Annotated in this window: 15 protein-coding genes; 5 read left to right on the top strand and 10 right to left on the bottom strand. The window is 72.9% G+C overall.

The genetic code is table 11. The annotated features are described in order from the left end of the window. The first annotated feature begins 149 nt into the window (after nt 1-149). Complete coding sequence (locus tag ACSMXX_RS30040; RefSeq protein WP_473181797.1) at nt 150-554, top strand: hypothetical protein; 405 nt, start codon at nt 150-152, stop codon at nt 552-554. Between the two features lie 90 nt (nt 555-644). Here the strand turns inward: ACSMXX_RS30040 and ACSMXX_RS30035 are convergent, their stop codons facing one another. From ACSMXX_RS30035 to ACSMXX_RS30020, 4 genes are all read right to left on the bottom strand, one after another. Beyond that, nucleotides 645-5444 (bottom strand): hypothetical protein, encoded by a 4800-nt coding sequence (locus ACSMXX_RS30035; RefSeq protein ID WP_473181796.1) that lies wholly within the window; start codon nt 5442-5444, stop codon nt 645-647. A gap of 140 nt (nt 5445-5584) precedes the next feature. After that, nucleotides 5585-6526 carry a hypothetical protein gene (locus ACSMXX_RS30030; protein WP_473181795.1) on the bottom strand — a complete coding sequence of 314 codons (942 nt, stop codon included), beginning with the start codon at nt 6524-6526 and terminating at the stop codon, nt 5585-5587. A gap of 235 nt (nt 6527-6761) precedes the next feature. Beyond that, a complete protein-coding gene (locus tag ACSMXX_RS30025) occupies nt 6762-8282 on the bottom strand; it encodes a hypothetical protein (protein WP_473181794.1) in 1521 nt (506 codons plus the stop codon). Between the two features lie 205 nt (nt 8283-8487). Beyond that, nucleotides 8488-9948: a HEAT repeat domain-containing protein gene (locus ACSMXX_RS30020; protein WP_473185038.1), complete on the bottom strand. Its 1461-nt coding sequence runs from the start codon at nt 9946-9948 to the stop codon at nt 8488-8490. Nucleotides 9949-10277: 329 nt separating this feature from the next. On the opposite strand from ACSMXX_RS30020, the gene ACSMXX_RS30015 reads away from it, so the two are divergent. Together ACSMXX_RS30015 and ACSMXX_RS30010 are read left to right on the top strand one after the other, a co-directional pair. Then, complete coding sequence (locus tag ACSMXX_RS30015; RefSeq protein WP_473181793.1) at nt 10278-11768, top strand: PP2C family protein-serine/threonine phosphatase; 1491 nt, start codon at nt 10278-10280, stop codon at nt 11766-11768. A 248-nt stretch (nt 11769-12016) separates the two neighbouring features. Further along, a complete protein-coding gene (locus tag ACSMXX_RS30010; protein ID WP_473181792.1) occupies nt 12017-14233 on the top strand; it encodes a glycoside hydrolase family 15 protein in 2217 nt (738 codons plus the stop codon). Nucleotides 14234-14324: 91 nt separating this feature from the next. Here ACSMXX_RS30010 and ACSMXX_RS30005 read toward each other — a convergent pair whose 3' ends face one another. Continuing rightward, nucleotides 14325-15857 (bottom strand): DNA-binding protein NsdB, encoded by a 1533-nt coding sequence (locus ACSMXX_RS30005; protein WP_473181791.1) that lies wholly within the window; start codon nt 15855-15857, stop codon nt 14325-14327. 241 nt (nt 15858-16098) lie between these two features. Here ACSMXX_RS30005 and ACSMXX_RS30000 point away from each other — a divergent pair, with 241 nt between their 5' ends. Together ACSMXX_RS30000 and ACSMXX_RS29995 are read left to right on the top strand one after the other, a co-directional pair. Continuing rightward, a complete protein-coding gene (locus ACSMXX_RS30000; protein WP_473181790.1) occupies nt 16099-17289 on the top strand; it encodes an aminoglycoside phosphotransferase family protein in 1191 nt (396 codons plus the stop codon). A 324-nt stretch (nt 17290-17613) separates the two neighbouring features. Beyond that, the gene (locus tag ACSMXX_RS29995; RefSeq protein ID WP_473181789.1) at nt 17614-19671 is read left to right on the top strand and encodes an N-acetylmuramoyl-L-alanine amidase; all 2058 of its coding nucleotides are present in this window, start codon (nt 17614-17616) and stop codon (nt 19669-19671) included. Nucleotides 19672-19711: 40 nt separating this feature from the next. Here ACSMXX_RS29995 and ACSMXX_RS29990 read toward each other — a convergent pair whose 3' ends face one another. From ACSMXX_RS29990 to ACSMXX_RS29970, 5 genes are all read right to left on the bottom strand, one after another. Beyond that, nucleotides 19712-20209: a hypothetical protein gene (locus ACSMXX_RS29990; protein ID WP_473181788.1), complete on the bottom strand. Its 498-nt coding sequence runs from the start codon at nt 20207-20209 to the stop codon at nt 19712-19714. Nucleotides 20210-20358: 149 nt separating this feature from the next. Then, entirely contained in the window at nt 20359-20589 is a 231-nt protein-coding gene (locus tag ACSMXX_RS29985) for a DUF397 domain-containing protein (protein WP_070012724.1), read from the bottom strand. 111 nt (nt 20590-20700) lie between these two features. Further along, nucleotides 20701-21216 carry a VOC family protein gene (locus tag ACSMXX_RS29980; RefSeq protein WP_473181787.1) on the bottom strand — a complete coding sequence of 172 codons (516 nt, stop codon included), beginning with the start codon at nt 21214-21216 and terminating at the stop codon, nt 20701-20703. Nucleotides 21217-21300: 84 nt separating this feature from the next. Then, nucleotides 21301-23364 (bottom strand): anthranilate synthase family protein, encoded by a 2064-nt coding sequence (locus tag ACSMXX_RS29975; protein ID WP_473181786.1) that lies wholly within the window; start codon nt 23362-23364, stop codon nt 21301-21303. Continuing rightward, complete coding sequence (locus ACSMXX_RS29970) at nt 23361-24044, bottom strand: isochorismatase family protein (RefSeq protein WP_473181785.1); 684 nt, start codon at nt 24042-24044, stop codon at nt 23361-23363. The genes ACSMXX_RS29975 and ACSMXX_RS29970 overlap by 4 nt, the downstream gene beginning before the upstream one ends. Nucleotides 24045-24080: the final 36 nt, after the last annotated feature.

The following is a 24080-nucleotide window of genomic DNA, read 5'->3' as shown; positions in this document are numbered from 1 at the left end:
GATGTGTCCGAGCGGGAAAACCGGCCGTCCAGGGTGCCTCATCCTGAGATGTCCGGCGATGCCCCACACGAGTTCCTGGATTGTGGCGCAGGCCACTGACGTGGAAACGTGTGACGTATGGGGGATCGTGAGGGGGGAGTGAAAGGATCATGTACGCGAGACCCAGGCTGCCGGACCCCGTCCGTGCGGCGGCGGTTCGCGCACTCGTCATAGTCGCGGTGACGCTCGTCGAGTTGATGGTCGCCGTGCTGTGTTCGCTCGCCGAGGTGTGGCTGGCCTTTCCCATGGTGATCTCCACCGTGGCCAGCACGGTGGTGGCGACGTGGGCGGTGCTCGATGTGTGGGTGACCCGTCAGGTGTGGCGGCAGCGGCACGGAGTGCTCTCCGAGCCCAGCAGCGCCGCCCGGCAGCGTGCGGTGGATCGGGCCAGGACCAGGACGAGAACGGCCCCGGGGACGGCGCAGGGAGAGGCGTCCGGTACGTCGCCGGGGGCGGGTCGAGGAGCCGGGACGGGAACGGGAACGGGGCGGGAGCGAGGCGGCCGGAGGGCGTGACCGGTCCGGGACCGGTCCGGGACTGGTCCGGGACCGGTCCGGGACTGGTCCGGGGCCGCTCCGCACGAAGTGCCGCCCGTGCGTGCCCGGTTACTGGTCCCGGCGGGGGCCTTCGGCCTGTGCCGGCACGCGCGGCCCGTGATCGCCCCGCTCGGGCCGGCGGAACATCCGCGTCGCCGTGATCTCCCCGTGCACGGCCTCCTCGTCCCCGTCCTGCTGCGGCAGTCCGGGGCGCAGGTGCTCCTCGACGCTGATGTACTTCAGCCCCGCACGCAGGTCGGCGTCGTTGCGCAGCCGTACGACGAGGGGGAACTCGGCGAGGGCCGTGGTGTCGAACAGCCCCGTGGTGTACAGCAGTTGGACACCGAGGGCGTCGGCGACGGCCCGCTGCAGCTCCAGCAGATACGTGGCGTTGGCGCGGCCGATGGGGTTGTCGAGGAACAGCGTGCCGGCGTGCCGGTCCTTGTCCTGGCCGCGGTCGTTGCCGCGCAGTGCCGCCATGGTGCAGTAGAGGGCGATGGCGGCCGTCAGCAGCTGGCCGCCGGAGAAGACGTCGCCCATCTGCCCCACGGGCACCCGCTCCGCGCGCAGCACCGCATCCGGCTTGAGGATCTCCACAGATACTCCACGCGGCTCCAGGGCGGCGTGAACTCCCCGCAGCAGCAGCGACATTCCGTCCCGCCGCAGATCGGAGTTCTTCGCGACGGCGGTACGGGTGGCCTCGTCGACCACCTCTCCGAGCCGCTCGGAGAGCACGGCCTGGTCGGGGTCGTCGAAGCGGATGCGCAGGAACTCCTGCCCTGACCACTCCCCTAGCCCTTCGGGCAGCCTGGAGAGGCGCTGCGCGGAGCGCAGTGTCGCCAGTGACGACTCCACGAGGCCTCGCAGGCGGTCGACGATGCTGTCGCGGTTGCGCTCCAGCTGCTCCAGCTCGTCGCTGAGCACCCGGAGCCGCGGAGCGAACGCCTCCGCCCAGGCGGTGGCGTGGTCGGGCAGCGCGGAGGCGGGCAGTTCGCGGATCTGCTGCCGGGCCGGGGTGCGGACCTGCTCGTACCGGGAGGAGTTCGCGTGCCGTACGAGCACGTCGCAGGTCTCCCGCACCGCCTGCTCCGCGGCCGACAGGTCGGCTGCGCAGCCGCGCACGGAGCGGCGCGCCTCGGCGGCGGCCCGGCGGGCCTCGGCGGGCGTCGCCGGGAAGGGCTCGGGCGTCCCGTCGGCGTCCTGCGCCGCCGGCTGCTGCGGGTCACGCAGCGAGTCCCGCAGGAGCGCCGCGGTCTCGTCGAATCCGTCCGCGGCCTCCTCGGCCGCCCGGTGGGCCCTCACGAGAACGGTGTGCGCGGTGCGCGCCTCCTCCAACTCGTCGCTGTGGGCGGCCAGTTCGGCCTTGGCCGTACGCAGCAGACGCTGTGCCTCCTCGACGTCTGCGGGCTCCATGCCGGCGGGGAGTTCCGTGTGGCTGCCGCCCTGTGCCGGGGCCAGCCGCTCGGCCTCACCGCGCAGTCTGCCCAGCTGTTCGCTGGCAGCGGCGGCGCGGGACTCCAGCATCTGCACCCGCAACTCGGCCCGTGCCGCGGCGGCCTGACGGGCGGGACCGTCCGCGCCGTCCGGGCCGTCCAGAAGCAGCGCCGCGCGGGTGCGGACCTTGTTGGTGAGCCGGTCGAGGGCGGCCCGACCGGCCGACTCGTCGCTCTCGGCGTGGGCCTGCTCGGCACGCAGATCGGCGCCCACGCCGACTCTCTCGTACAGCTGGGAGGCCGATCTGTACGCCTCGCGCAGGGCGGGCAGCGACGCCGCGCGAGGCGCCCGTACGGTCTCGTCGACGTCGTCGGGTACGCCGGCGATCTGGGCGCGTTCGGCGCGCAGCGCGCGTGCGGTGCGCCGCGCGTCGTCCGCTGCGCGCTGTGCGGCACGTCTGTCCTCGTCGCCCGCGCGGGCGCGCGCAAGGCAGGTCTTCGCGCGCTCCTCCGCCTCCGCGGTCTCCTCGGCCAGAGCACGGAGCCGGGTCAGCCAGCCGCTGCGCTCCCGCAGCCGGGAGGCGAGACCGGCGAGTGCGTCCGCCGCGCGCCGGGCCCTCCCGGCCTGCTCCTGGCGCTCGTCCCGTACGCGGGCGGCGCCTGCGGCGGCTTCCTCCGCCTCCTCGTGGGCCGTGCGTGACTGTGCCAGGTGAGCCCGGGCGGCTTCCGCTGCCGCACGGGTGCTCTCCGCGGTCGCGGCCAGCTCCGCGAGCCGGCCGGGCGGACAGGCGGTGCGCCAGGAGGCGAGGCGGGCCGCGAGGGTGCGGTCGGCGGAGAGGCGTGCGGCGAGGGCGCGGATCTCCTCGTCCCGGGCGAGCGCTCTGGTGCGCAGCTGCCGGCGCTCCTCGTCGGCGGCGTGCTCGTCGTGCATGGCCGGATTCGGCGGTACGAGGAAGACGTCGTCGCGACGCGCGGCGGTGCCCTCCCGGGGGACGGGCGCGAGCAGGGCCGCGGCCGTGCCGACCGCCACCGCGGACCGGGGCAGCAACGCCGCACCGGCCAGGGCCTCCTGAGCGCGGACGTGGCTTGCGGGGTCGGTGACGACGACGCCGTCGACCAGCTCGGGACGGGCCGCGAGCACATCGGCGTGGTCCGCCGGGTCGACGGCCTGCGCCAGATAGCGCCAGCCGGGCAGTGCGGGGACGCCGTGCTCGCCCAGGAAGTCGACGGTCGCGGTGACGTCGGGGGCGGGCGGCAGCAGACCGCCGTCGCCGAGGGCGCCCAGCATGCGGGAGTCCTCCGCGGCGCCGGTGCGCAGCTCGAAGAGCTGCCGTTCGCAGGATGCGACCGCGTCGTCGAGGAGTTCCGCCAGTGACTCACCGCCGCTGTCCAGCTCCTCGGCGGTCAGGGGGCCTCCGGTGCCGTCGGCACCTCCCGGGGCGCCGTACGGGGAGGCCTCCCCCGGCGGAGACCCGGCCCCCGGCCCGGCCGCCCCGTCCTCGTCGCCGCTGCGGGCAGCCGTACGGGGCGAGGGCACCGCGGACGGGGCGGACTCCCCCTCCTGATGCGGATTCCGGGCCTTGTGGGGCAGGCCGAGGAGCTCGGCGAGGCGTTCCTCCGCTCCGAGCGCTTCGGCCGTACGCAGTTCCACGGCGTGGGCGGCGGCGGCCGCTTCGGCCGCGTCTTCCGCGCGGGCGGCGGCGAGTTCGGCGCGGGAGAGTTCCGTGACGGCCTCCTGAGCGCGCTCGGCAGTGCGGCGTGCTGTCTCGCGCGCCTCCTCCCAGGCCGCGGTGGCGCTCCGTTCGGCGTCCTCGGCGGCCAGGGCGGCAGCGGCCGGGTCCGTGCCGGCGTCGCCGTCCTCCGGCGCCTCGATCCAGCCGGCCCGTACGGCTTCGGCGGTCTCCTGCTCCACCTCCGCGAGGCGGCCGCGCAGGTGGCCCGTCTCGCTGCGGGCGCGCTCGGCTTCGGTTGCGGCGGCGGTCGCGTCCCGGTGTGCGTCCTCCGAGCCGGACTGGAGCGCCGCGGAGCGCTCCTCCTCCTCGGCGGCGTTGCTCTCCCCGTCCTCGGCAGCGGCGTGCAGGGCGCGTACGAGGTCGGCGGCTGCCGTGGCCCGGGCGGCCAGGGCGGGGGCCGCGTCCCGTTCGGCCTCGCGGATGGCGTCGGAGAGCCGCGCCGCGCGGTCGGCTGCGGTGCGGTGGGCGAGCACCGTCTCCGCGGCCTGCCAGGCCGAGAACAGGGTGCGGGCCTCGGTGAGTTCACGGCGCTGGGCGGATGCTGCCTTCTCCGCGCCCTCGAGCGCCGACGAAGCATGTCTGTAGGCGAGTTCGGCCGCGATGAGGGACGAGCGGTCGCGCCGGGCGCCGGCGCGGGTGACGGCCTGCTCCGCTTCGGCGACCTGGCCGGCGAGTTCGGCGCTGTGGCTGCGTTCGGCGCTGCCGCGGGCCGTGAGGCGGTGCACCAGCGTGCGGGCGCGGCCTTCGGCGGCGGCGTGGATCCCGCGGGCGCTCTCGCGCTGCTGCGCGGAATCGGCGATGCGGTGCAGGAGGTCCAGCGATCCGGCGGTGAAGTCGCGCTCCGCGGTGAGTTCGCTGCGGCGGCCGAGTTTGTGGGCGAAGCCGTGCACCAGATCGGCGAGCCCGTCGGTGTCGCGGGTGTCGGTGACGGCGCGCAGCAGGAGGTCGGTGAAGTCCGAGTCGTTCTTGACCGCGAAGAGACCGGCGGCCTCACCTTCGTCGGCGTTCATCTCCCGCTGGTAGCGGAAGAGTTCGGGGTCGAGGCCGAGGCCGGTGAGGCGTTCGGTCCACCGTTCGTGAACCTCTTCCCAGGCGACATCGAGGTTCGGGTACGCCTTGCCCGTCTCCGTCAGTACGTCCCGGAAGCCCTTCATCGTGCGGCGCCGCCCGCGCGCCGACGAGGTGCCCTCGGACGCGGGACGCAGCGCGGCGGACTCCGCGACGGGCAGCGAGTCCAGACTCATTCCGGGGCCCGGCCGGAAGGCATACCACGCCTCGGCGAACTTCCGCGGGTCGCTGGAGACTTGGCGTCCGCGCCACTCGCTGACCTTGCCGACGACGACGGTCTCCCCGGTACGCGTGTGCTGCCACTCCAGTGCCACGTGGCCGCAGTCGTCCGCGAGCAGGAACTTGCGGAGCACGCCGGAGCTCGCACCGCCGAGGGTGTTGCGGTGCCCGGGCAGCATCACGGAGAAGATCAGCTTGAGCAGTACGGACTTGCCGCCTCCGTTCTCCAGGAAGAGCACCCCGGCGGGGGCGGGTCGGCGCGGGGGCCCGCCCGGCTCCTCCTCGAAGAAGTCGGCCTGTGCGGGCGCGGGGCTGGGCACCGGACCGCCGACTCCGCGCAGATCCAGCACGGTGTCGGCGTAGCGCGCACCGGCGGGCCCGATGGAGTAGAGGCGGATCCGGGACAGCTCGTACATGGCGGCGGGCTCTCGTCGTCGTGGTCGGGGTGAGCGGGTGCCGTGCGGCGCTGGGGCCGGCCTGGCGGCTCGCGGGTCGGGCGGGTGCCGGGCACCGGAACGGACGGATCAGGGGGTCAAGGGGGCAAGGGGTCAAGAAGTCAGGAGTGGAACGGCAGGGCTGCGTCACCCGCGAGCGCCGGCTCGTCGCCCTCGGCGGCCGGAAGCAGCGTGGCGCTTCCGTCGCTGACGGGGACGACGCCCAGCTCCAGCAGTTCGGACATGGCGGCGCTGCCTGCCATGTCACGGACCTGGAGCTGATACCGGGCGGTGGTGCGGTAGGTGCCTCCCGCGTCGTCGCCGGTGCGCTGCAGGAATCCGGAGTCGGCGAGGAAGGCGACGGCCTTGCCGATGATGCCTGTCGTCGAACCGGCAAGCCTGCGGGCGTCCTTGGTGGCGCCGGTGGAGCTGCGGCGTGCGTAGACCCGCCAGGCCGCCTCCAGGCCGGGGGCGTCGGTGGCCGGGTCGGCGTTCTCGCCGGCCTCCTCGGCACGCTCCGCCAGCCTGCGGCACGCCTGCCGGACGAAGGAGTCCACACCGTTGACCGAGATGCGGCCGATGTAGGCGTCGTCGGCGAGATCTTCGGGACGGGGGAAGGCCATGGCGGCGACGGCAAGATGAGCCAGCCCGTGCAGGAAGCGGTCGGCGGAGTCGGCCGCCGCACGCCGTGCGTAGTCGCCCATGCGGACGGCGAAGGCCGAGTCCTCGCCCGCGGCCAGCGCCATGCCCGCCCGGCCCGAGACCTCCAGGACGACCAGGCCCAGCCCGGTGGCGACAGCGTCGGCCAGGCGCGCGAACGCCGGTTCGTCTCGGTAGCGCCGGAGCAGCCCCGCGTATTCGGAGTCGCGGGCGGGCAGCAGCTTCGGGTGCAGCCCGAAAGAGACGAGGCGGGCGGCGTCGGCGGTGTCGGCGGGCGTGACGGCCGCGGGTGCGGTGCGGGCCGAGGAAGCGGCGGACTCGCCCACCGCGCCCACCGCGCCCTCCGCGGCCGCGGAGGGAATGCGGGCGGCGGGGCCGGGGCGCTCGTCGTGGCTGTCGGTCACGGGTGGGTCACTCCTGCGCCTCGGGTCGGATGCCGGAACGGGACGGGGCGGGACTGGAGATGGCGGGGGCTGGAAGCAGCGGGGCTGGAGAGGGCCGGAGAACGGCGAGGTGCGGGCCCGGAGGGAGGTGGCAGGCGAGGGCGGCCCCGGAGAGGGACGACGCGTGCCCGGCGTGAACGGGCCGTCCCCGCACCGCACTTCACGGAGCGTCGTCGGGCCGCCGGGCGGCGGGGGCTCACGCAGCTCCCTCGCGGCTCTCGCGGCCGGACGCCATCCCCGCGGCGTCCAGCGCCGCAGTGCCGACGATCAGATCGGCTCCCCCGAACTCCTCGTCGTCCAGCTCCTCGCCGTCGTCGACCGCGAAGAGAAGGGTCCGTTCGCCCTGGCGGTATGCGGTGCCCACGGGCGGGCTCGCCGCGTGCACCGCCAGCAGGGAGACCAGATAGGGAAGTCCGGGATCCAGACGCCTGGCGTCCGCCAGCAGCCCGGAGAGCCTGCGCGGCGCGTCCTGCGGCAGGTCCAGCAGCTCCATCGCCGACTCCAGCTGTTCCTCGCTGAAACGGCTGTCGTCGGGGGTGGCGATCAGATCCGGCTCCGGCATCTCGGCGCCGAGATGTTCGCGCGGCGTGGGCGGCGTGAGCAGCATCTCCGTCAGATCCCCCAGACGTACGGCGCCGGGGGTGCGCAGCCCCGTCCCGCGTGCGAAGAAGGCGTCGGTGACCGCCCCGGCCTGCTCCACGGGCAACGGCAGCAGCGGCGCGAGCAGTTGGCCGTACAGATCGAGACCGGCGCGGGCTGCGGGCGGAGCGAAGGACTGGCGGTCCTGCTCGGCGCGGAAGAGCGGCCCCGCCGCCAGCAGCCGCGACTGGAGCTGGGTGTGGCGGCGGATGCAGTCCTTGACGATGTCGACGAGCTCGGCGGCGCGGCGCTTGTGGTCGGGGCCGCGCTCGGACGCCGCCTCGTCGCGGGCGCGGCGGATGTTGGTGAGGATCGCGTTCTCATGGCGGTAACGCTCGGCGACGTGCTCCAGGGCCTCGGTGATCATGTCGGGAACGGTGCTCAACCAGTCCACCGCGCGCACGTCGCGCCGGGTGGCCTCCAGGGTGCGGCGGAGCGTCTCCGCGTACTGCACCGTGCGGTAACGGGCCTGTTCGGCCGCGAGCTGTGCGTCGGCGAGGCGACCGCGGCTGATGAGGACCTCCAGCTTGACCTCGGCGGCGATCTGGGCGCTGGTGACGTCCGTGTCGAGGGCGCCCACCAGGACGTTGACGGCTTCGTCGGTGGTGCGCAGATAGACGCTGCCGCCGGGGCCGGGGACCTCCTCGATGAGCTTGAAGTCGTAGTCACGGCGCACGTACGAGCCTTCCGGCCCGAACGTGCCGTACACGGCGCGGAATCCGCGGTCCACGCTGCCGACGTTGAGCAGGTTCTCCAGCACCCAGCGGGCGACGCGCTCGTGCTCCGCGACGCCGCGCCCCGGGGCCTGCGCCGCGACCCGCGGCAACAGCCTCGCCACGACGTCCTCGTGGTCGGCACCGGTGTCGAAGTCCATCTGCAGGGTGACGAGGTCGATGGCGCTCAGGGCCACCTCCGCCATGGCGTAAGTGCTGTACTCCCCCGCGAGGTTGGCCTTGCGTACATCCAGGTCGTGCAGCGGAGCCGTGCAGGCCAGAGCGCGGAGCCGGCGTGCCAGCCCTTCGTCGGCCGCGGGGCCGGGGGCGGGGGACGGGAGGATCGGCGGGGCGTGCTCAGTCACGACGGACACACTAGGCGGTCGCGCTGACAACGCCCGGAACAGCCCCTGTTGTCGCTTACGTCATCGGCGCGCGGTCATCGACTGCGCGCTCCCCCACGGCAGTTCACGCCGACAGGACGGAACAGACGGCCTGTCAGGGGCGGCACAGGCGGCACACACGCGGCGCACAGGCGGCAGCACCCGAAGAGCGGCCCCCGGTGCCGGCTCAGCGCCCCGTCTCCGGGCTGAGCCGTCCGCGCACCGCGCTCTGCACACCGGCCTCCTCCGCGGGATCGGCGGCGAGCCTCCGCAGCCGTTCGACCACCCGCTCGTCCCCCGTCGCGGCGGACTCCGCGGCAAGCGCCCGGGTCGTCTCCTCGCAGTCCCACAGGCATTCCACGGCGAAGCCCGCCGCGAACGAGGGGTCGGTCAGGGCGAGCGCCCCGGCCGCGCAGCCGCGCAGCTGTGAGGAGGACGTCTCCCGGTAGATGTGCCGCAGCACCGGCGCCGCGCAGTCCACGCCGAGCCTGCCCACGCCCTCCACCAGCGGCCACAGCGCGTCGCTGTCGGGACCCTCCTTGCGTACGGTGCGGCGCAGAGCGCTCAGTACGGCTCCGGAATCCTGCGCCCCGCCGCAGCACGCGAGCATCTCGGCTGCCACCGTCGTCAGGCATTCGGGCAGCGACCCCTCGGGCGCGGCAGCCCACTGCCGGGCACGCACGATCGCCGCCGTGCTGCGCATCCGCGCGAACGCGCACAGTGCGGCTTCGACGACGGTCGAGCTCGGGTCGGCGGCGGCCAGTTCGATGAGGCCGAGCGCTTCGGGGTCGCCCCGGTCGGCGAGATGACGCAGCGCGGCGGCGCGTGCGGCCTCGCGCTGCGAGCGTGCCGCCGCCAGCAGCTCCTCACGGTCCTCCGGCCCCGCCACGGCGGAGAGACACCGGGCGGCGGCCGCCTCGCGGTGGACTCGCGGATGCTGGTCGAACCCGTCCTGTGCCCAGTCGAGCACCTCGCGCACGCTCCAGCCGGGACGGGGGCCCGGCGCCTGCATCTGGCGCTGCCAGCGGTCGAAGCAGCCCTGTTCGCGCACCCGCAGCAGCCGCTCAGCCTGCTCGGGACGGCTCTGGTCCTCGGCCCACAGGCGCCAGGGGCGCGGCTCGAAGGCCTCCCGCGCCGCCGCGGCCAGACCGGCGTCGCCCTGTGCCGTACGGGGGAAGCGGGCGAGGACGGCGGGACCCAGCCCGCGCAGCCCGGCGTCGTCGTCGCGGACGGCCAGCTCGTCCAGTGCCCACTGCCAGTTGGCTCCGGAAGTGGCGTACCGGCGCAGGAGTTCCCTCGCGGCGGTGTCGTCGTAGGAGGCGAGGTGGCCGAGCACGGAGAGCGCCAGACCCGTGCGCGCCTCACGGTCGCCGCCGGGCGGGAGTTCGTCCTCGGGGGCGAAGAGATGTTCCTCGATGTCGTCGAGTGAGGCGTCGAGCTCCATGTGCAGCCGCGCGTAATAGAGCGAACGGTTCTCGATCCGCCAGTCCCGCCGGGGGTCGTGGAGCACGCACTGCCTCAGCGCAGCGAGCGCCTCGGTGCGAGGCGCCGCCAGCGCGTGCAGCGTGCCGTCGCCGCGGCCCCTCTGAAGGAGGCCGAGCAGCGTACCGCTGGGCGCTATGTCTGAATCGACGGAATCGACGAACATAAGGGTCAGCATCCGGTGCGGGGTGTTCGACTGGCAACGGGATTTCCGTTGACCAGCATCCTTGCCGGTGGTCGCGGTTCTACTCCTGCTCCTGGGGCGGCGCACAAGCGGAATGGCGAGACCGCCAGTACGGGCCGGGAGCTTACCGGCACTCCCCGCCCCCGCGCCCCTCCGCCCGGACGAGCGCTCCGCACGCACCTCGCCCCCGACGGCAGGGGCGGCATATGTCCGGCGCACCACCGGGCCGTGTATCGCGAAACCACTTACGGGCAGTCGCAGGCTGTGCAACAGTCGTAACCGAGCCCTCACTTCCCGTATCGGAGACCTCGATGCCCTCCCACCTCGATGCGGACCGTCCGGCCCCTCAGCCGCCCGAGCGCGGCGCGCTCGACGCCCTCATCACGCAGGCGCGGCATCTGCGCGGCGGGATCGACGCCGTGCGTCCGCACACGGCGGACGAGGACGCGGAGCGAGTGGAGGATCCGGCCCGGCGCTGGCAGCGTGCGCTGTGCGACCTCGCCGCCCACCAGCTCGACGACCTCGGCGAGCACCTCGGGCAGCTCCGCGCCGGCCCGCCCGCGCAGCCGGAACCGCCCGGTGGCCCGCTCCCGGGCGAAGGCGCCGGCACGGCCGGTGCCGCGGAGCCGGCGGCGCTGACCAGCAGAGTGGGAAGCGCCGAGTGGAACCTGCTCACCGACGAGGTGTCGTGGTCGGAGGAGCTGTACGGCCTCTTCGGGCGCACCCCCGAAGAAGGCCCGCTCTCCCTGGACGAACTGCCCTCGTGGGTGCTTCCCGATGACCAGCCCCTGCTGGCTGCCGCCGTGACGGACTGCCTCGTGGACGGCAGGCCCATCGACCAGGAGTTCCGCATCATGCGGCCGGACGGCGCCGTGCGCAGCCTCCATCTGCTGGGCGAGCCGGTGCTCGACGGCCACGGCGGCACCGCGGCGATGTGGGCCGTGCTGCGGGACGTCAGCCGGCTGCGCCGCAGCGAACTCGCCGTGCGTGAGAGCCGCGAGACGGTGCGGCACGAGCGTCACGCGGCGCAGGCGGAGCGCAGGCTCGCGGCGGAGCTGCAGGAGACGGTGCTTCCGCCGTTGCGCGGCTCCCGGCGCATCGACCGCGGCGGTTCGGGCCGTACGGGCGGCGAGGGGACCCTCGACATCGCCTCGCACTATCTGCCGTCCCACACCAGCACCATGATCGGCGGCGACTGGTACGACGCCCTGGAGCTGCCGGGCGGCGCCACCCTGCTCTCCGCCGGTGATCTCACCGGGCACGGTGTCGCCGCGGCCTCGGGTATGGCGATGCTGCTGGGCGCCGTACGCGGCATGGCCTTCGCCGGGGTGGAGCCCGGCGCGCTGATGGGACATCTGAACGACCTGCTGGAGGCCTCCGCGCAGCCCGCCCTCGGCAGCGCCGTGTGCGGCCGGTACGACCCGCGCGAGCGCACCTTCACCTGGTCCCAGGCGGGACATCCGGCGCCGGTCGTCTTCCGCGGCGCCGCCGGCCGTGCGCTGCGGCCGCCGCAGGGCATGCTGCTCGGTGCGACACCGGGCGCCGCGTACGGGCAGCGCACCGAACTGCTGCAGCCCGGCGACCTGTTGGTGCTGCACACCGACGAACTCGCGCCCCGCGTCGGTCCGTCGGGCACGGCGGCCGCGAAACAGGGCACGGCGCCGGAGCGGCTGCTCGGGCTCGCGGAACGCTTCGCCGGGGCGCAGTCGGCACAGGAGTGCGTGCGCGCTGTCGTCGACGAGTTCGGCGGCCCCGAACGCGAGGGCGACGCCTGCGTGCTGGTCGCCCGCGTCACCGGCTGACGGCAACGCACGGCGCCCGCAGCCCTGTTGAAGCGGACGGAGCGAGTGCCGCAAGCGGAACGGCAGGGAAGAAAACGCCCGTGCGCGTTCATTTGTTGGAGTCAGAACGCTCTCTCTTGACGTCACGTTTCTCCACCGCGAAGCTTTCGCTCGCCCTGGACGTGGCCGTTCGACCTGACGGCTTCACGTGGTGAACTCATCCGGGCGCGGCCGAGGGCCCGCCCCCGTTCCTCTCCTCTGGAGGATGCGTGCGTACCAACTCCCGTCGGAACTTCCTGCGAGCGGCGCTGGTCGGTGCGTCGGCGATGGCCGCGCCCGTCCCCCTGGCGGGTGTGGCCCGTGCCGAGGGCGCGAGCACGCCGGCCGCCGCGAAGGCCTCCGGGGAGGCGCCCGGCGGTCCAGGGGCGGGCGCGGTGTTCACGCCTGCCGACAAGACGGGCTTCGGCACCTCCCGTACGAAGGAGAGCCCCGTCTGGTTCACCTTGCAGGGCGGCCGGATGAGCGAGACGTACTACCCGGACCTGAGCACCCCCGCCAGCCGGCAGACGCAGCTCGTGGTCACGGACGGCAAGACGTTCGTCGAGCGTCTCAGCGACGGCGAGTCCCGTACGGAGCTCTGCGGCCGGGACGGGGCTCCCGTCTACCGGCTGACCAGCAGGGGCACCGGCTGGTGCGCGGTAACGCGGTACGTCACCGACCCGGAGTGCGCGAGCGTGCTCATCGACGTCGAGGTGCGCTCCCAGACGGGCGCCCCGCTGCAGGTGTTCGTCCTGCACGACCCGTCGCTCTCCGGGGACGGCGACGACGACAGCGCATTCCCGTGGGACGGGGCGCTCGTGGCCAAGGACAAGCACGCGGCGAGCGCGCTGGTCGCGCACGACGGCTTCGCCGAGTCCACCGTCGGCTATCTCGGCGTGAACGACGGCTGGAGCGAACTGTCCGAGAACAACGGTCACTTGAAGCACCACTACGCCACCGCCGGACCCGGCAACGTCCTGCAGACCGGCCGGCTCCGGATCGACGGACGCGGCCGCACCCGGCAGACGGTCGTGGTCGGCTTCGGCGAGAAGGCCGCGGACGCGGTCAGGACGGCTCGGCTCTCGCTCCGTGCGGGCTTCGACGCGGCGGCCTCTGCGTACGAGCGCGGCTGGAGCGACTACCTCGCGGGCCTGCCCGAGGCGCCGGGGAGCCTGCGTACACCCTCCCACCAGGCCCTGTACACCGCGTCGGTCGTGACGCTGGCCGCCGGCGAGGACAAGCGCAATCCGGGGGCGTTCATCGCTTCCCCGTCCATGCCCTGGGACTTCGCTTCCCGCCACGTCGTGCCCGAGACCGGCCCGTACCACCTGGTGTGGCCACGGGACCAGTACCAGATAGGCACCGGTCTCCTCGCGGCAGGCGACCGCGCGGCGGCGGACCGGGCCCTGGACTACATGCTCAGGACCCAGGAGCCCGACGGACACTGGGCGCAGAACTGCAAGGTCGACGGCGAACCGTTCTGGACGAACATCCAACTCGACGAGACCGCAGCACCGATGCTGCTCGCGTGGCTGCTGGACCGTCACGACGCCGAGACCCTCGAGCACCTCGTCCGGGCCGCCGACTTCATCCTCGGCTTCAAGAGCGAGGAGGGGTACAAGGCGCCCTACAGCCAGCAGGAACGGTGGGAGGAACAGTCGGGCTACTCGCCCTCGACGATCGCCTCCGTGATCGCCGGACTCGTCTGCCTCGGCGACCTCCTCAAGCGCGGCGGCCAGGGCGAGGCGGCCGCCGAGTACCTCAAGGCCGCCGACAAATGGCAGGAGTCGGTCGAGGACTGGACGGTGACCTCACAGGGGCCCGACTCCTCCGAGCCCTACTATCTGCGGCTCACCAAGAACGGCAAGCCGAACTCCGGTGAGGAGTACGAACTCGGCAACAACATCGAGACGCCCGTCGACCAACGCACCGTCGTCGACGCCGGGTTCCTGGAGCTCGTGCGGCTGGGCGTCAAGCCGGCCGACGACCCGGTGATCGCCAACTCCCTCGCCGTGGTGGACCGCAAGCTCGCCGTGGACACTCCCGCCGGGAGGCACTGGTACCGCTACTCCGGCGACGGTTACGGCGAGCAGCCGAACGGCGAGCAGTGGACCGTCAACCGTCCTGAGGTGAAGACGACCCACGGGCGGCTGTGGCCCATCTTCGCCGGCGAGCGCGGTGAGTACGAACTCCTCTGTGGCGAGAGGCAGTCGGCGGCCGGGCGGCTGCGCGACATGGCCGCAACCGCCGGCGAGACGCTGATGCTGCCCGAGCAGGTCTGGGACGACCGGCCGCCGGTGCCGCGTGAGAAGTCCGGCACCGGCACGGCCTCGGCCACGCCGCTGGCGTGGACGCACGCGCAGTATGTGCGCCTCGCCTGGTCCGTGGAGCGCGGAGCTCCGGTGGAGTACCCGACCGTGGTCGCGGAGCGCTATCTGCGCCGCTGATCCGGCACGGGAACCCCGGCCGGGCCGGGCCGGCAGGCGGCCTTGCGGGGCCCCCGACCGGGCCCGGTCCGTCCCGGGGGTCGCCGACCGCTCACACCGAGCGCAGCCCCCTGCTCCCCGGCAGCCGGGCCGGCTTGGGCTCGTCGGACAGCTTCGGCTTCCTGGGCTTCCTGGGCAGCGCGTGCTGGATCTCCTCGCGCAGGTCGGCGACGGTGCCGTGCCCGGCGTACTGACCGGTGAGCCGGTACATCTCGCGCAGCCTGTCCCAGGTGCGGTGCGAGGAGTTCTCACCGATGCTGACGAGGGCGAGGCGGGCGTAGCGGTCGGCCTGTTCGGGCTCGTCGGCGATGAAGTAGGCCGAGGCCAGGGAGATCCAGTCGAAGATCTTCGAGCGCTGACGCTCCTCCGCCCGCAGATGGAGGGCCTGTTTGGCGTGCCCCTCCGCCACACGTGCCGCGGACGGCTCGTGCTCGGCGAGCGTGCGGAAGGCCAGCGCCTCCATGCCGTGCAGATCCGCCTCGTCGAACATCTGCATCCAACTGGGCGGCGGCACATCGCCGTTGTCGGAGGCGAAGAGGTCCTCCGCCTCCCCGAGCGTCCGCCGCATCTCCTGCCCGCGGCCCATCGACGCCTGCGCCCATGCCTCGATGGTGTGCAGCATCGCGCGCGTACGCGGCAGGGTCTCCTCGCCGGATCCCGCACGGGCCAGCTTCATCAGGTCGAGCGCGTCGTCCGGCCGTCCGAGGTGCACCATCTGGCGTGCGGCACGCGAGAGCGCCTCGCCCGCGCGTGGCCTGTCGCCGCCCTCGCGGGCCGCGTGCGCGGCGATGACGAAGTACTTCTGCGCGGTGGGCTCCAGGCCGACGTCGTGCGACATCCACCCCGCGAGTACGGCGAGGTTGGCTGCGACGCCCCACAACCGCCGTTGCAGACGGTCCGGATGGTGGTAGGCGAGCATCCCGCCCACCTCGTTGAGCTGGCCGACCACCGCCTTGCGCTGGAGGCCGCCGCCACGTGCGGCGTCCCAGGCGCGGAAGACCTCGACCGAGTGCTCAAGGGCCTCGATCTCCTGCGTGCCCACGGGGGCCGCGTCGTACCTGTCGACGGCCGCCTGGTCCACGAGGCGCGGGTGGCCCGGGTGGCCGGGGTGGAGGATGCCGGCGGCGGAACCGGGGTCGCCGCGGAGCCAGTCGTACATGGCACTGCTGAGTGCCGATCCTGCGGTGAGCGCGGCGCCCGCGCCCACCAAGCCGCGTCGGTTGAGCATGAGGTCCATTCCCGTGAATTCGGTGAGGACCTCGGCCGTCCGCTCGGGCGCCCACGGCAGCCCGTCCAGTCCGGACTGCTGCCGTCTGGCCGGCTGCCCCGCCTTGCTGAACCCGAGGTCCTCGATGGTCACGACACGGCCGAGTCGCTCGGTGAACAGGGCCGCCAGCACCTTCGGCACCGGATCGCGCGGGGTCTCCCCCATGTCGATCCAACGCCGCACCCGCGAGGTGTCGGTCGCCAGCTGCGCGTGGCCCATGGCCACCGACTGCCGGTTCACGAGCCGCGCGAGCTCGCCCTTGGACCATCCGGCGAGGCCGAACAGGTCCGCGAGACGGGTGTTGGGTCCCTTGGTCACGTCAAGCCCCCAGGTTCTCGGCTGAGTTGACAGTAACCCCCGCTCAACTGCCCTGCGAGTATTCGCCAGGGTTCGCCAGGGTCCGCCAGATGGTGTGCCACCCGCGCGCGGGTGTCCTGTAGGACCGCGCCACCCCGGTCCCGTCCGGTTCGGCCACGCATTCCCCAGGGTGCGGGCCGCCTCCCCCGGACGGGCCCGGCGGGCGCGCAACCCGTCGGCGTACGAAGGGACCCTGCTCACCATGCATCCAGCGACGTCCGCCGTGTCCGCACCGCTCCGGCCGCTCGGTACTCCGCCCTACGGCGGCGGTTCCGCTGCGGCTCCCCTGAAGGAGGGGCCCTTGAGGGAGGGGCCCTCCGCCGCGCGTACCGCCCCTCCCCGGGCCGGCACCGCACGGACGCGGCTCGCGGCCGGCGCCGCATCCCAACCCGTCAGCGGGAGACTGGACTTGTCCGGCCCACAGGGTGCGCAGCTGCGCACGGCCATCGCCGCCGTCCACCGGATCTGCCCGGAGTTCCATCCGGTGCAGGTGCTGCGCCGCGTCGGCCGCTCGGTGCTGGTGTCCGGGACGGCCGGGCGGAACGCGGTCGTCGCCAAGTGCCTCGTGGACAAAGGCGATTCGTACGTCGAACGCTTCCGGCACGAAATAGCGGCCTACCGCACCTTCGTACGCCACCGGCCCCCGGTCCGGGTGCCGAGGCTGGTGGCCGCCGACCCGGAGGAGTGCGTGCTGGTGATCGAGCGCATGCCGGGCCGTGTGGCGGCGTTACGTCGGCACCTGCTCGACTCCCCGCCGCGCGCCGATCTGCGTGCCGCGCTGGGCGCGTTGTGCAAGGTCAACCTCTGGCAGCCGCCGGGCGGGGCCTTCACCCGCCCGATCGACTACCCCGCGCGGCTGTCCCGATGTCATGAGCAGGGCCTGCTGACGGACCGTGACCTGGGAGACCTGCAGACCCTGCTGCACGGCGTCGCCCAGGCGCACGGCGCGGGCGGCGCCTCACCCTGGCAGTTCTGCCACGGCGACGCCCTGCTGACCAATGTGCTGCTCGCCCCGCCGGGTCCCGCCCTGGTCGACTGGGAGCACGCGGGCTGGTACCTGCCCGGGTACGACCTGGCGACCCTGTGGGTGGTGCTCGGTGACGCACCGATGGCCCGGCGCCACATCAGTCAGCTCGCCCAGGCGCAGGGCGCGGCGGCGAGGGACGCGTTCCTGGTGAATCTGATGCTGGTGCTGACGCGTGAGATCCGTACGTACGAGACGGCCATCCAGCGCACCATGCGCGAACCTGCCCCGGCCGCTCCCCCGGCCGGCGGTCAGGAACGTCCTGGTGCGATGGCCACCGGAGAGCAGCAACGGCTGCTGCTGCGGCGGCTGCACGACGACTGCGGCCTCGCGAGGCGTGCGGTGCGTGCCGCCGTGGGCACCCGGTAGGCGCAGGCCGGCGCGGGGGCCTTCGGGCCGTTCCGCCCGTCACCTGCGGGGCGTCACCGGTCTGGACAGGTGACGCCCCGCAGGCTGTGCGGGGCGTCCGTCGGCACGCCCCAACGCACCACGCTGACGTGCGAATTCCCTTCCGCGCCCGGTCATTGACGGATGGTCGGGCAACCGATACCTCTGAGGCCTGCTCGCACCTGTATGCGACGAGTGCCGGTCACGGCACCAGCCCAGACCGAGGAGGCCGCATTGCCTGGATCGCCCGGATCTTCTGGTTCGCTTCACGACTCTCCCGACCCGCTCAGACGCCTCGCCCGAGCCATGTCCGCGTGTGCCCCGTCCGGACGGGGCACTCCGCGAAGCCGCCGCTCCCGCGCCCTGCGGGCCGCCGGCACCGGTGTCGCCGCCACGGCGCTGCTGCTCCCGCTGGTCTCCGCCGGCCCGTACGCGACGGCGGAACAGCGCGGCTCCTCCCGGCTCCAGCAGCAGTTCGCCGACGCCGCCGAGGAGTACGGGGTGCCGGAGAGTGTGCTCCTCGGGGTCTCCTATCTGCAGTCCCGCTGGGACGCGCACGACGGCGCGCCGAGCGTCTCCGGCGGCTACGGGCCGATGCACCTGACCGATGCGCGTACGGCACTCGCCGGATCGGCGGCGACGCGAGCGGGGCACGGCGCAGGGCACTCCGGTGAGGAGGACGCCCGCGGCGACACGGCACGCCCGGTCCGTACGGCCGGTGCGGCGGCGGCCGGCACCCGTGCGCCGCGCGCCCGCGATCTGCCCGCTCGCCTGCGCACCGCCGAGGCGGCCGCGAAACTGACCGGCCTGCCGGAGAAGGAGCTGCGCGGGTCCACGAGCGCGAACCTGCGCGGCGGCGCGGCGCTGCTGGCGGCCGCGCAGAAGAAGCTGGGCCGTCCCCTCAGCTCCGATCCGGCGGACTGGTACGGGGCGGTGGCCGCCTACCCGCAGGCATCCGAGCGGGGAACCGGGTCCGCGTTCGCGAACGACGTGTTCGGGGTGATGCGTTCGGGACAGCAGCGCACCACGGACTCCGGGCAGCGGATGAGGCTGGAGGCCGACCCCGGTCTGCGCGCCGGACCTTCCCGGACGGACGGCCGCGGGCAGGCAGAGGCCGGGCCGCGGTCCGCGGCGAAGGAGAAGCCCGAGTGCCCCAGCAGCGTGTCCTGCGAGTGGCTGCCCGCGCCGTACGAGGAGTACACGGACGACGACGGCAATCCGACCTACGGGAACCACGACAAGTCACGCCGTCCCGGCTCCGCCTCCATCGACTACATCGTGGTGCACGACACCGAGGGCCGCTGGGACACCGTGCTGGACCTGGTCCAGGACCCGACGTATGTGTCCTGGAACTACTCGCTGCGCTCCTCCGACGGTCACATCGCCCAGCACGTACGGGCCAAGGACGCGGCCTGGCACGCCGGCAACTGGTACGTCAACGCCAAGTCGGTGGGCCTGGAGCACGAGGGCTTCCTCACCGATCCGGACGCCTGGTACACCGAGGCGATGTACCGCTCCTCGGCCCGCCTGGTGCGGTATCTGGCCGGGAAGTACGACATCCCGCTGGACCGGCAGCACATCATCGGCCACGACAACGTGCCGGGCGTGACCACCGCCAACATCCCCGGCATGCACACCGATCCCGGTCCGTACTTCGACTGGCAGCACTACTTCACGCTGCTCGGCAAGCCGTTCGTACGAGGGGCGGCACCCGGCAGCAAGCTGCTGACGGTGCGGCCGGACTACGACAAGCACCGGCCTGCCTACACCAAGTGCGACGACTCGGGCGATCCCTGCCCGCCGCACGGCTCCGGTGCCGTGCGGCTGCACACCGAGCCCGACGCGGACTCCGAACTGGTCGAGGACGCCGGGCTGCACCCCGGCGGCGGCAAGTCCACCACCGGCGTCAACGACACCGGCGCACGCGCCAGTACGGGCCAGCAGTACGCGGTCGCGGGCCGCAAGGGCGACTGGACCGCGATCTGGTATCTCGGCCAGAAGGCCTGGTTCCACAACCCGGAGAAGCAGCCCACCGCCGTCCCCTCCCGGGGCAAGGTCGTCGTGCCCAAGGCGGGCAAGGACGAGATCCCGGTCTACGGGCGGGCCTACCCGGAGAAGGACGCCTACCCCGAGGGCGTGCCGGCGCAGGAGCTCTCGCCGCTGCCGTACAAGATCAAGGCCGGCCAGGCGTACGCAGCGGGCCTCAGGACGCGGGGCGAGTATCTCTACGCCAAGGAGTTCGACCCGCAGGCGGAGAAGTTCAAGGTGGTGCGCGGCGATCTCACGTACTACCAGATCCAGCTGGGCCACCGCGTCGCGTTCGTCAAGGCGGACGACGTACGGGTGACCGGCTCGTCCTCGTAGGGACGGTCCGGCCGCGGAGAACCGGAAGGGCCCGGGAGCGTCACTGCTGGAACATCTCGGCGGGCAGCGGCTTCAGCAGCGCGTAGAGGTCGTTGGTGATGGGCCGGTCCCAGCTCGCGATGGTGACGAGGACGCCGTCGCTGCGGTCGAACTGGACGCACGAGATGCGCTCCTCGGAGCATTTCACGCGGCGCACGATCAGCAGATTGTCCTCGTGCATGACCGGGTCGTCCTCGACACCGGTGACCTCGACGGCTTCGTCGTTCTCCAGCGCCGACAGCAGTTGCGCCACCTCGAAGGGCACCTGGCTGCCGGTGACCTCGCGGGCCGGGGAGCCCTCCGGCAGATTGCCGATGATCATCGCCGGCCCGCGGCCGCCGAAGAGGTCGTAGCGCAGGAAGACGCCCTGGCAGGTGCCGTCCGGCGCGGGCAGCAGGCCGGCGCCGAGGTTGCCCGGCCAGTCGGTCGGGTCCATGGCCAGGACATCGAAGTCCGGACCTGCGGGAACGGACGCACTGCGACGGCGGAGGAACGACATGCCGACATGGTACGTCCCCCGGAGCGCCCCTTCCCGGGGGCACCTCAGCATGGTCACGGTCCCGTCACCGCGCGCGGCGGGCAGCCGAGGAGGGGCAGTTCGGCCCCGGCCCCGGCCCGTGCCGTCAGGTCAGTGCCCGTGCCGTCAGGTCAGGTCAGGTCGAAGCGTCCGTTGCGCGCACCGAGCACGAACGCGTTCCACTCACCCGGTGAGAAGATGACCGCCGGGATCTCGGGAGTGCGGCCGTTGCGCATCGCGATGTAGCCCTCGACGAAGGCGATCTCAACGCCGCCCATCGCCTGGGTGCCCGACTGCCAGCGGGCGTTGGTGAGATCGAGGTCCGGCCTCGTCACGGTGCTGGTGGTGGTGCGCTCGGCCACGTGCGCTCCTCCTGATTCTCTTCGCGGAAGGGTTCAGCGTAACGACCGCCGGAGGGCGCCCGACAGAGCCGTGCTGCCGCCGATTGCGCCCGGGGACGGGCGCGGGCGCCGTCAGACGATCTCGTTGCCGTTGAAGATCCCGAGGCGTTCACGGTACAGCTCGACGGGCACCCCGTTGGGGTCCCGCAGATACAGGCTCTCCTCGACACCGCGGTCCGGCCCCGCGTACTCGATTCCCGCCGCGTCCAGTGCGCTGCGCGCCGCCGCGTGCGCGCCGCCCTCCATCGACAGGGCAAGGTGCTGCACGCCGCCGACCGTCTCGGCGAACGGCGGGTGGTCGTGGCCGGGGAAGTCGAAGAAGCCGAGCAGGTTGCCGTTGCCGATGTCGAAGAAGAAGTGCGTCGAGCCCCGGTAGTCGCGGTTCTCCACCAGTTCGACGAGGGGGAAGCCGAGGAGCTCCTGATAGAAGCGGATGGTCTCCTCCACGTCGCGGCAGATGAACGCCACGTGGTGGACGCCGCGGGCGGTCGTGGCCGGCCGGTCGGGGACGCCGAGCAGATAGCGGGACCGCAACGTCTCCCGCCGGGTGCGCAGTTCCTCCAATGCCGTTCCCTCCGGCTCAGCCATCACGGACCTTCCTGCAGAAGTGATTGGTCGTTCAACCATTCACTCTACGGGCGTCCGGCCGTGCCGCGCGAGGAGCCTCGGCGGTCAGCGCACCGCGGACACCGGCCCCGTATCCGTGCGGGCCGCGTCCCGGGACTGATCCGCCTGCCGGGGCCGCTGGTGCGGGGCGCCGCCGTCGCGCAGCAGTCTCCTCAGCGTCCGGCCGACAATGAGCACGCCGTTGCCGGTCAGCAGTGACTCCGCGTGGAACTGGAGCGAGGCGAAGCCCGGTCCGAGCAGCGCGTGCACCTCACCGGTCTCCTGGTCGCGGCTGACCCGTACGGTCCCCAGTTCCGGGTGTGTGAACTCGCCCGCGCCGCTGCGTGCCGCGAAGGAGTTGTAGAAGCCCACGTCCTCGGCGGCACCGAAGAGATCGATCCGGCGCTGCACGCCCTGGTTGGGGACCTCCCTGCGGGCGACGGGCAGACCGAGTTCGAGGCTGAGCACCTGGTGGCTGAGGCACACGGCCAGGAACGGGCGGCCCTCGGTGAGCAACGTCCGCACCGCGGACCGGAGTCGGGCGATCTTGGGATGCTTCGCGTCGCACGGATCGCCGGGCCCTGGACCGAGCACGACCAGGTCGTGGCCGTCGAAGCTGTACGGCTCGTCGTAGCGCTGCAGCGTCACCGCCAGCCCCAGGGAGCGCAGTTGGTGTTCGAGCATGGAGGTGAAGGTGTCCTCCGCGTCCACGACGAGGACGCGCCGTGCGGACAGCAACGGATCGGGCGGACCGGCGGCATCCGCTTCCCCCCGCCAGAAGCCGGCGACGGAGGAGTTGCGCTTCTCGAGTGCCGCACGGACGCTGGGATGCTCGCTGAGCGGCGTGCCGGAACCCGTCTCGAGCGCGCCCCGCAGTCCCGCCGCCTTCGCCCATGTCTCGGCGACTTCGGAAGAGGGCCGGGAGTGCCGTACGAGCGTCGCGCCCACGCCGATACGGACCCGGCCCCCGCGGTCGATGTCGGCGGTCCTGATGAGGATGGCCGAGTCGAGGGTGCGCCGGCCGCGGTCCCGGCCGATCAGTGCGATGACTCCGCTGTAGTAACCGCGGCCCTCCGGTTCGTACTTCGCGATGACGCGGCAGGCGTTCTCCAGCGGGCTGCCGGTGACGGTGGGGGCGAACATCGTCTCGCGGAGGATGTCGCGCGGATCCCTGGTGCTTCTGCCCTCGATGAAGTAGCCCGTGTGCGCCAGGCGTGCCATCTCCTGCAGATGGGGGCCGACCACTTTGACGCCGCTGTCGCAGACCCGCGTCATCATCTTCAGTTCCTCGTCGACGACCATGTACAGCTCGTCGGTCTCCTTGCGGTCGGCGAGGAACTTCAGCACCTCCGGCAGGTTCGGCCCCGACGGCGGGTAGCGGTAGGTGCCGCTGACGGGGTTCATCACGGCGGTGCCCTCGTGGAGGCTGATGTGCCGCTCGGGGGTGGCGCCCACGAACGTGCGGTCGCCGGTGTGCACGATGAACGTCCAGTACGCGCCCGACTCCCGCTGCACCAGGCGGCGGAAGAAGGCGAGGGCGCTGTGCAGGCCGTAGTCGGTGATCTCGGCCGTGAACGACCGCTTCAGCACGAAGTTGGCGCCCTCGCCGCCGCCGATCTCGTCGCGTACGACGCTGCGGACCATCTCGGCGTACGTCTCGTCGTCGATGTCGAAGTGCTCGTCCGTCAGCTTGACCGGCACGTCGCGGATGCGTTCGAGGGCCTCCGACAGCCGTACGGTCTCCTGCTGCGTCACCCTCATCGCGATCAGCGGGGACCCGTCGTCGGCGCAGGTGAATCCGCGTTCCGCGAGGGCGCGGTAGGGCACGAGGGCGAGCACGTCGTGGCGCGGGCCGCCGTTGCCGCGGGACCCGTGCCGGTCGTGCCCGTCGTGCAAGTCGTCCTCGGCGCCCCGGGCTTCCCGCTCCTGGGGGTCGTCCGTGTCGTCGGGCAGCGGGAGCCCGGCGAGTGATCCGGGCGTTGAGACCTCGCCGAGCAGCACCTCCAGCATCGCGGGGCCGGGTCCGGTGCTCTCGGGCCGGTGCAGCAGCGCGAAGACCGGCGCCCGCCGGGACAGCACGGATTCGAGCGCGCCGGATGCCATGGAGGTCTCCTTCTCGGTGGTGGTCATGTCGCGGCCTTCTCCAGGCCGTCCCCGGCGGCGCCCACCGCCGCGTCGTCCAGCTGACCGAGCAGCCGGCCGGTCACCGAGACGACGGCACAGCGCTGGGCCGCGTACTCGATGGCCATCCAGTGGTGGGCCTCGGAGAAGTCGGCGACCCCGTCGGCGACCAGGAACGGCTGTATGTCGTTGGTGAACGCCTCGACCGCGGTCATCAGCACGCCGACATGCGCGTAGACACCGCAGACGATCAACTGGTCGCGCTTCTCCTCGCGCATCTTCTCCAGCAGCCCGGAGCGGAAGAACGCGCTGTAGCGCCACTTGGTGAACCGCCAGTCCTCCTCGTGGGGCGCGAGTTCGTCGACGACGTGCCGGTCCGCCGGGTCCACGCGCATGCCGGCCCCCCAGAAGTCCTTGAGGAGGCCCCGCTGTTCGTCGGTCATGCCGCCCGGCTGTGCCGTGTAACCGACCGGGACGCCCAGCTCACGGCAGCGTTCGCGCAGCCGCGCGATGTTGCCCACGACCTCGTCCCGCAGCCCTTCGGCCGGCAGGGGCCGTAAGAAGTACCTCTGCATGTCGTGGATGAGCAGCGCGGCGCGGGCAGGGTCGGGTGCCCAGCGCGCGGTGTTGGCGGGCAGATCGCGTGCCGTCGGCAGCGAGTAGGGCTTGATCTCCGGGATGCCTGGCATGTCGTCCTCTGCTGGTCGGCGGCCTTGCGGGGGTTC

This window comes from Streptomyces sp. DSM 116795 (assembly GCF_055792905.1).
This window is presented reverse-complemented; position numbering and strand designations above follow the sequence as displayed.